General features: G+C 47.8%; 1 protein-coding gene. It reads left to right on the top strand.

Annotation, left to right across the window (positions count from 1 at the left end):
• Positions 1-1,782 (top strand): alpha/beta fold hydrolase (locus F6K49_RS54000; RefSeq protein WP_366514320.1); only part of this gene is annotated, 1,782 nt, incomplete at its 5' end.
• Positions 1,783-1,904: the final 122 nt, after the last annotated feature.

The raw sequence follows: 1,904 nt of genomic DNA, 5'->3' as shown, positions 1-1,904 counted from the left end.
GAGTCCCTTGAGCAGCGACAGATTTTCTGTAAGATGATGCGGGTGAATTATGCTTTCCACAGTCCCCAGATGGAGCCATTTCAAGAGCAGTTAGTGCGATCGCTTCAAGGAATTACACCTCAAACTGCATCTATTCCAATCATCTCAACCGTCACAGGTCTAGCTCATGAGGGTGAAAATTTTGATGGTGCCTACTGGGGACGCAATATCAGAGAGCCAGTGCGTTTTGCCGGTGCCATTGATCAACTTATCAAGACCAAGCATAATCTATTTGTAGAGATTAGCCCCCACCCAGTCCTAGGGATAAATATCTCCCAGTGTCTGAAGAACTCAGGCAAAAACGGAACAGTATTGCCTTCTCTACGCCGACAGCAACGGGAACGAGCAGTTATGTTGGGTTCTTTGGGTACTCTCTACAGCCAGGGCTACCCAGTAGACTGGAGCCGACGCTATCCATCTGGGGGTCAGTGTGTTTCGTTGCCCTCTTATCCTTGGCAGCGATCGCGTTACTGGTTGGACGTAGTTCCTAACTCAACTGAACAGGAGAGTTCAGGGGTAACCGTAACCCTGAGCATGCCATCAGAAGTTAATGGGAAATCCACCCCTAATCATGGTGTCGCACCGGAAGCCAAGCCAAGTCTAACCCGCGCTAAATTGCTGGCTGCAGAACCAGAAGAACGCCAGGGACTGTTGGAGTCTTACTTGACAGAATTATTAGCGAGGGTTATGGGAATTGGTGTCAGCCAACTGGACTTACAGCAGCCCCTTCATAGCTTAGGACTTGACTCCATAGTTGGTGTTGAGCTCAGGAATCAAATTGAGACTGATCTGGAGGTGGTTGTTCCTCTAGAATACTTCATTAGTTTAAGCATTGAGGATTTTATCACCCAAGTTTTATTGCTGGTTGTTAAAGAAGCCAAATCATCACCTAATGAAGGAACTCAAGGCAAACCGAGCACTACGGACTCGATGGATTCAACTAATGAGTCTTCAGGGACAATGAACTCTTCAGAGAAGGTAGTACCTCAAGCCAATCTTTGGGTCACTTGTCCAAAGCCGAATCCCCAAGCAAAACTACGTCTATTCTGCTTCCCCTATGCAGGAGCTGGTGCTTCTATCTTCCGCTCTTGGTTAGAATTGCTACCACCAGAGATTGAGGTTTGTTCAATTCAATTGCCTGGGCGAGAAAACCGACTCGAAGAAGAGCCATTTACTCGCCTCTCACCTCTGATTCAGGCTCTAACACCTGTTTTGCATCCTTACTTAGACATTCCTTTTGCCTTTTTCGGTCACAGTTTAGGAGCATTAATTAGCTTTGAGCTTGCCCGTGAGTTACGCAAACAGAACTTACCAAGCCCAGTTCACGTATTTGTTTCTGCAAGCCCTGCTCCTCAGCTACCGGATCTGAATCTACCCATCCATCGACTGCCTGATGATGAGTTTATCCAGTCACTAGGTCGCTTAAATGGAACACCACAGGAAACATTAGAAAATCCTGAGCTGATGGAGCTATTCCTCCCAGTGTTGCGAGCAGACTTTGCGATTTTGGAAACTTACTTCTACTCCAGCGCAGATCCCCTCGATTGCCCAATCACAGTGTTTGGTGGCAAATCCGACCCCAAAGTCAGTGATTCGGAACTTGAGGCTTGGCGCAAGCAGACCCAGAAAGACTTCACCCTGCAAATGTTTCCTGGCGACCACTTCTTCCTCAAGAGCCATGACCAGCTTTTATTGGATGCGATCGCTAGCCAACTTAGCCAACCTGTCAAGGTGATCGGGTGATCGGGTGGTGTCAAATCTCACTCCCTGATCGAGAGTAGTATGCCACCCAGATACTATTGGGTGCATCTCATATTTGTAAAAAAAGGGAATTGTGGGACCCGGGCGCGGGGAGTGTGGGAATA

This window comes from Moorena sp. SIO3I6, assembly GCF_010672095.1.
Note: the sequence above shows the minus strand (reverse complement) of the source record. Positions and strands in the feature narration are given on the sequence as shown.